The organism is Lutibacter sp., assembly GCF_030692605.1.
Taxonomy (GTDB): Bacteria; Bacteroidota; Bacteroidia; order Flavobacteriales; family Flavobacteriaceae; genus Lutibacter.
On the sequence record NZ_JAUYUD010000119.1, the window covers coordinates 39,034 to 45,459 of the forward strand.

Genomic DNA, 6,426 nt, shown 5'->3' on the forward strand with positions numbered 1-6,426 from the left:
TAATCGTTGTATTTTATGCTGTATTTATCTTATTTTTGTTAAAATATTATTTTATGAATCTTCACATCCTCGACTCCAAAAACACACTTCTAAATAAATTTATTTCTGAAATTAGAGACGAGTTCATACAAAAAGATTCGATGCGTTTTAGACGAAATATTGAACGTATTGGCGAAGTAATGGCTTATGAATTAAGCAAAACACTTGTTTATGAAATAAAAACGATTACAACTCCATTAGGCACAAAAGACATAGCACTTCCAAAAAAAGACATTGTTATTTGTTCCATTTTAAGAGCAGGATTGCCATTGCACAACGGATTCTTAAATTATTTTGATGATGCGGGCAGTGCTTTTATTTCTGCATATAGAAAACATATTAGTCCAACAGAATTTGAAATAAAAGTCGAATATTTCGCCTCACCTAATTTAGATGGAAAAACGCTCATTTTGGTCGATCCAATGCTCGCAACTGGGCGTTCTTTGGTAAGTGTTTTTGAAGGGTTAAAAAAACATGGAACCCCAAAAGAAATTCATGTTGCCTGTGTTATAGCCTCTACCCAAGGAGTTAACTATGTAACTTCTCATTTACCTCAAAATACTAAATTATGGATAGCTACAGTAGACGACCAATTGAATGATAAAGATTATATTGTTCCTGGTTTAGGCGATGCTGGAGATTTAGCTTTTGGCGATAAACTATAAAAAAAAGTGAACTCCAATTACAATTACTACAAACAAATAAAGTAATACATTTTTAAAGTTTTTCGATTTCCCTTTTTGAAAAAAATTGGCAATAATAATTGAAGCTGGAAATATAATAAAAAATAATTCCGATCCATTTTTCTCAGGTGTCAAACTAGCTATTATTATTGAAATAAGTAAGTGACTTATTAGCAAATGCCACAAAAATTTCAACTTATTACTTATTAAAACAATTTTTTGGGTTACATTAAAAAAAGACCACAATAATAAAGTTAGGAGAAAACTAATAGGTACCAAATATTTAAAAGAATTATAATTAGAATAATCAAAACTAGTCTGAAAATTAAAATAATCATAAAATCCAATCTGATTATCAATAATTAAAAAATAGGAATAAAAAATTACAATTGGTGTTGCAACCCCGAACAATGGTATAAAAAGACTTTTAAAACTTAATTTTTCGAAAATAAAAAGACCAATATAAATTAATAATAAAAATAAAACACTCCACGAAAAAAAGATAGTAGCTACTCCTATCCAAAAAGCAGCGTCATAAATCTTAAGTTCGGTTTCTAACCCAGAATGTAAACTGTACATTTTTCTGAATGATAAAAGCAACATAAAATTGGAAAGCAATAATTTATAAGAAAGAACAGTTTCATAAAAAGCACCCAAAAACAGCACAACTATTAATATTCCAAAGGAATTATCGAGTGTTAATTTATTTTTTTTAATTATAAAATTATAAAAAAATAAAAATAGGACAATCACCAGTAACAAACCTATTTTTTCAAGAATATAAAAACTTGTAATCAATTTAATTTCTTCCTTAAAAAGTGCAGAAATATAAATCGTTAGCATTAAAACAACAATCCCAAAAATAGTAGCTGGTTTACTTTTACTAAAAAAATTTGCTATCATTACTATATTTTATACTTTTGCCTGTAAATATAATTAAGATATGATTGCAAACAATATTTTTAAAGCACTAGGCGATTTTTTTACAAATGTTTTATTTGTTCCTTTTCAAGGGATAAGATTTTCCAGCAATTGGTGGCTTCAAAATACTATAAGTTGGCTATTCATTATAATTACTTTGGCTGCTTTTTTATATTGGATGGGGCAATTAAAAAAATTCAAAAAATCTGGTAACCAATAGGCCAATCTTTTTTAATATATATCTTTTCTAAAATAAAACCTTGTGGGTAGTAAAAACAAATTAAAAAGATTTCGTGAAAACGAAACATTTACCAATGTAATACAGCCAACAAGAGCTGAAGTTTTAGAAAACTTTAAATTAAAAGGCAAATGGAATGTTTTTTTTAAAAATGACAACCCAATCATACTTGAATTAGGTTGTGGAAAAGGAGAATACACCATTGCACTTGCCACAAAAAATCCACATATTAATTATATTGGAATAGATTTAAAAGGAGCTCGTTTTTGGCGTGGAGCCAAAACTGCGTTGGAAGAAAACTTGCCAAACGTTGCTTTTATGCGAACTCAAATTGAATTAATTGATTTGCTATTTGCACCCAAAGAAGTATCAGAAATTTGGATAACTTTTCCAGATCCTCAAATAAAATTTACCAGAACTAAACATCGATTAACAAATAGTGAGTTTCTAAAAAAATATAAAACTGTTTTAAAAGATGAAGGAATTGTACACTTAAAAACCGACAGTGAATTTATGCACGGTTACACATTAGGGTTGTTACATGGTGAAGGGCATGAAATTTTGTACGCACATCATGATATTTATAAAAATAGTGAGTCTCCAGAAGATGTTGTGGGAACACAAACCTTTTATGAAAGTCAGTATTTAGAAAAAAACAAAGCCATTACTTACATTAAATTTAAAATTCGTACTTAATTGTTATTGTTTTTTAATACCTATTTAAAATTTTCGTTTTTTTACCAATACTAATTCTGACTTATCCTTTACACTTAAATCTTTTTTTCTATTTTTAATGCATGGAAAATGAAAATTTCTTTCAAAAAGTTTATAGAATTACTAAGTTAATTCCCTACGGAAAAGTAACAAGTTATGGAGCAATTGCCACTTATTTAGGAGCAGGAAAATCGGCCAGAATGGTTGGTTGGGCAATGAACGCTTCACATAATTTGGAAGATGTTCCTGCCCATAGAGTTGTTAATAGAAAAGGTCTTTTAACAGGGAAACATCATTTTGATGGAACTAATTTAATGCAACAATTACTCGAAAACGAAGGTATCGTAATTGTTGATTATCAAATTCAAAATTTGGAAAGAGTGTTTTGGGATCCTTCAAAAGAACTTGAATCTTTTTACTAACTAAATGTAGCAAAAATCACTTTACAACTTCTCACCTTTTTATATTCAACTGAACTATGTATCTTTGTTGTTTAGAATGATTTTAGATAAAAACAAATGACATACATAAAAAAAGATATTTCCAAAGCATTGGAAACTATTACCGCTCCTGGTGAAGGCGTAAATTTAATTGAAAGCGGTGCCGTTAAAAATATTGTAACTTTTGATAAAGAAATTATTATCGATGTTACTATTGGTAATCCAACTTTACAAGCAAAAAAGAAAATTGAAGTCGAAATTATGAAGGTACTTCATCAGTTAATTGATCAAAAAGCTGATGTGAAAGTGAATGTGACTTCAGACACAAAAAATGAACCTTTTAAACCAGAAAAACCAAAAATTCCTGGTATTCAAAATATAATCGCAATAGCATCTGGTAAAGGTGGTGTTGGAAAATCTACCATTACTGCAAATATGGCTGTTTCATTGCAAAAAATGGGATTCAAAGTAGGTATTTTAGATGCCGATGTTTATGGACCTTCCATACATATTATGTTTGATGTTGCAAATGCAAAACCTTTATCTATTGAAATTGATGGGCAAACCAAAATGAACCCAATAGAAAGCTACGGTATAAAAATATTATCACTTGGCTTTTTTACAGATGCTAATCAGGCTGTAATTTGGAGAGGGGCAATGGCTTCAAAAGCCTTGAATCAACTTATTTTTGATTCGTATTGGGGAGAATTGGATTTCTTACTCATAGATTTACCTCCTGGAACTGGAGATATTCATTTATCAATTGTTCAGGCAGTTCCTGTTACCGGTGCTGTAATTGTTAGTACACCTCAAAATATTGCATTGGCTGATGCCAAAAAAGGTATTGCTATGTTTCAACAAGAAAATATTAATGTACCGGTGTTAGGGATTATTGAAAATATGAGCTATTTCACACCTGAAGAACTTCCAAATAACAAATATTATATTTTCGGAAAAAATGGTGCTAAAAATTTAGCTGAAGATTTAAACGCCGCTTTTTTAGGTGAAGTTCCTTTGGTTCAAAGCATTAGAGAATCGGGTGATTTTGGCCATCCTGTAGCATTACAAACAAACACTCCGTTAGAAATTGCTTTTGCAGAAATAACCAAAAATACTTTAACTCAATTGGTTAAAAGAAATACAGATTTACCTCCAACCGAAATTGTAAAAATAACTACAATGAGTGGTTGTAGCCCAAAATAAAATTTTATAATGAACATTGAAGAACTTAAAGTTTGTGTTGAAAAAGCATTAGAAGAAATTAGACCTTTTTTAGTGGCTGATGGTGGGAATATTTCATTGGTTAGTATTACAAAGGATGTAGTAAGTGTTCAATTAGAAGGCGCATGTTTAGGTTGTTCTGTAAATCAAATGACTCTTAAAAATGGTGTAGAAGAAACTATAAAAAGATATGCCCCTCAGATTAAAAGAGTAATTGAAATAAATGGTATTACATTTTAAATATATATAAAGAGCACTTTTAAGTGCTCTTAAATTTTAGTGTTCGTTCAATAAAAAAATTATATTTGTAAGGAATGAAATTAGCTTGGACAAATTTATTACTTCTTCTTAAATTTTTAATTAAGAGAAACCCTGAATAAATTTTTATAAAAAATTTTGTTATTTAATAACTTGTCTTCAAAAAACCTCTTTATAAAAGCTAAAAGAATACCTTAACCTTAAGGATTATTACAACTAAAAAATACTATTATGCCTAGATATCACACCTTAGGTAACATACCACCTAAACGTCATACAACTTTTGAGAAACCTACTGGCGGTTTGTACCAAGAAGAATTATTTGGAACCGCTGGGTTTGTTGGAATGTCTTCATTAATCTATCATTTACATCCTCCAACAGTTGTTTCAGAAATTAAACAACTAAAAAGTGTTGCGCCAAAAATTGCCATTGGTAAAAATATGAAAGCGCTTAGTTTTAAAGGGTTTTCTTTAAAACCTGAAAATGATTATTTAGAAAGTAGAAAAACACTTTTTGTAAATAACGATTTACATATAGGTTTGGCAGCACCAAAAGAATTCTCATCGTCCTATTTTTATAAAAATGCCGATGCCGACGAAATGATTTTTGTTCATATTGGCTCAGGCACTTTAAAAACAATGTATGGTGAAATTGATTTTACTTATGGCGATTATTTAATTATTCCTCGAGGAACAATATATCAAATAAATTTTGCAACAGAAGAAAATAGATTGTTATATGTAGAATCTTTTAGCCCAATTGTAACACCAAAACAATATAGAAATAACTTCGGGCAGTTATTAGAACACTCTCCATTTTGTGAACGAGATTTTCGCTTGCCAAAAAATCTACAAACAATAGAAGCAAAAGGTTCTTTTAGGGTACTTATAAAAAAACAAGATGTACTTTGGGAATATATGTACAACAATCACCCTTTCGATGTTGTTGGCTGGGACGGTTTTAATTATCCATATGCATTTTCAATACATGATTTTGAACCAATAACTGGTCGAATTCATATGCCGCCACCAATTCATCAAACATGGGAAGCAGCAGGTTTTGTAGTTTGTTCGTTTGTACCAAGAATGTACGATTATCATCCTAAATCTATTCCTGCTCCTTATCATCATAGCAATATAGATTCTGAAGAGATTTTATATTATGTAGATGGCGATTTTATGAGCAGAAATAATATAGAAAAAGGGCAGATAACATTACACCCAGGAGGTATCCCTCACGGACCACATCCAGGGGCTTATGAAAGAAGTGTTGGTAAAAAAGCTACCGAAGAATTAGCTGTTATGATTGATCCTTTTAGACCTGTAATGATTACCGAAGAAGCTATGAATTTACAAGTAGATGATTATTACAAATCTTGGATAACTGATTAATTAGATAATTTGAAAATGAGATAATTAGCCAATTAGAGAATGTATGAAATTTACAGATAGTCCAAAATATAAAGACAACATTATTTTGAAACTCACATTCGAGTTTGCAGTGGATATTGTAAATTATTCTGAAATATTAGATAAAAATCAAAAATATGTAATTGCCAAACAAATTTTACGTTCTGGAACTTCAATTGGTGCAAATGTTAAAGAATCTCAAAATGCAGAAAGTAATAGAGATTTTATTCATAAATTAAAAATTGCATTAAAAGAGGCTGATGAATTAGAATATTGGCTTTTTATCTGTAATGAAGTTACATCTTATGAAAATGCAGATTACCTTATTGAAAAGTTAACAACAATTAGAAAAATATTAAATAAACCCGTTGTGCATTTATAAAAACAGGAATAAAAGTTGTTCATTGACTATATAAAGTCGTATATTTATTTGTATATCAAGCAATTAAATATATGAACAACTTTAAATCAAATTACGACAAAATTTTAGAAATATTAAAAA

9 protein-coding genes are annotated in these 6,426 nt (G+C 29.4%); 8 read left to right on the forward strand and 1 reads right to left on the reverse strand.

The window, feature by feature from the left end:
* Window positions 1-53: 53 nt before the first annotated feature.
* Entirely contained in the window at window positions 54-704 is a 651-nt protein-coding gene (gene upp, locus Q8S45_RS13165) for a uracil phosphoribosyltransferase (RefSeq protein ID WP_305605781.1), read from the forward strand.
* Here the strand turns inward: upp and Q8S45_RS13170 are convergent.
* The gene (locus Q8S45_RS13170; protein WP_305605783.1) at window positions 699-1,625 is read right to left on the reverse strand and encodes a DUF6427 family protein; all 927 of its coding nucleotides are present in this window, start codon (window positions 1,623-1,625) and stop codon (window positions 699-701) included. The two genes, upp and Q8S45_RS13170, sit on opposite strands and share 6 nt — an antisense overlap.
* Before the next feature lie 40 nt (window positions 1,626-1,665).
* On the opposite strand from Q8S45_RS13170, the gene Q8S45_RS13175 reads away from it, so the two are divergent.
* The 7 genes from Q8S45_RS13175 (at window position 1,666) to Q8S45_RS13205 (ending at window position 6,306) form a co-directional block, all read left to right on the forward strand.
* Window positions 1,666-1,863, forward strand: coding sequence for a hypothetical protein (locus tag Q8S45_RS13175; RefSeq protein WP_305605786.1), 198 nt, complete (start codon window positions 1,666-1,668; stop codon window positions 1,861-1,863).
* A gap of 42 nt (window positions 1,864-1,905) precedes the next feature.
* A complete protein-coding gene (trmB, locus tag Q8S45_RS13180) occupies window positions 1,906-2,577 on the forward strand; it encodes a tRNA (guanosine(46)-N7)-methyltransferase TrmB (protein WP_305605788.1) in 672 nt (223 codons plus the stop codon).
* A 101-nt stretch (window positions 2,578-2,678) separates the two neighbouring features.
* The gene (locus tag Q8S45_RS13185; protein WP_305605790.1) at window positions 2,679-3,017 is read left to right on the forward strand and encodes an MGMT family protein; all 339 of its coding nucleotides are present in this window, start codon (window positions 2,679-2,681) and stop codon (window positions 3,015-3,017) included.
* 96 nt (window positions 3,018-3,113) lie between these two features.
* Window positions 3,114-4,238: an Mrp/NBP35 family ATP-binding protein gene (locus Q8S45_RS13190; protein ID WP_305605793.1), complete on the forward strand. Its 1,125-nt coding sequence runs from the start codon at window positions 3,114-3,116 to the stop codon at window positions 4,236-4,238.
* 9 nt (window positions 4,239-4,247) lie between these two features.
* Window positions 4,248-4,496: a NifU family protein gene (locus Q8S45_RS13195; protein WP_305605794.1), complete on the forward strand. Its 249-nt coding sequence runs from the start codon at window positions 4,248-4,250 to the stop codon at window positions 4,494-4,496.
* Between the two features lie 249 nt (window positions 4,497-4,745).
* On the forward strand, window positions 4,746-5,906 hold the full coding sequence (locus tag Q8S45_RS13200) for a homogentisate 1,2-dioxygenase (RefSeq protein ID WP_305605797.1): 1,161 nt from the start codon (window positions 4,746-4,748) through the stop codon (window positions 5,904-5,906).
* A gap of 43 nt (window positions 5,907-5,949) precedes the next feature.
* Window positions 5,950-6,306 carry a four helix bundle protein gene (locus Q8S45_RS13205; RefSeq protein WP_305605800.1) on the forward strand — a complete coding sequence of 119 codons (357 nt, stop codon included), beginning with the start codon at window positions 5,950-5,952 and terminating at the stop codon, window positions 6,304-6,306.
* Window positions 6,307-6,426 lie beyond the last annotated feature (120 nt).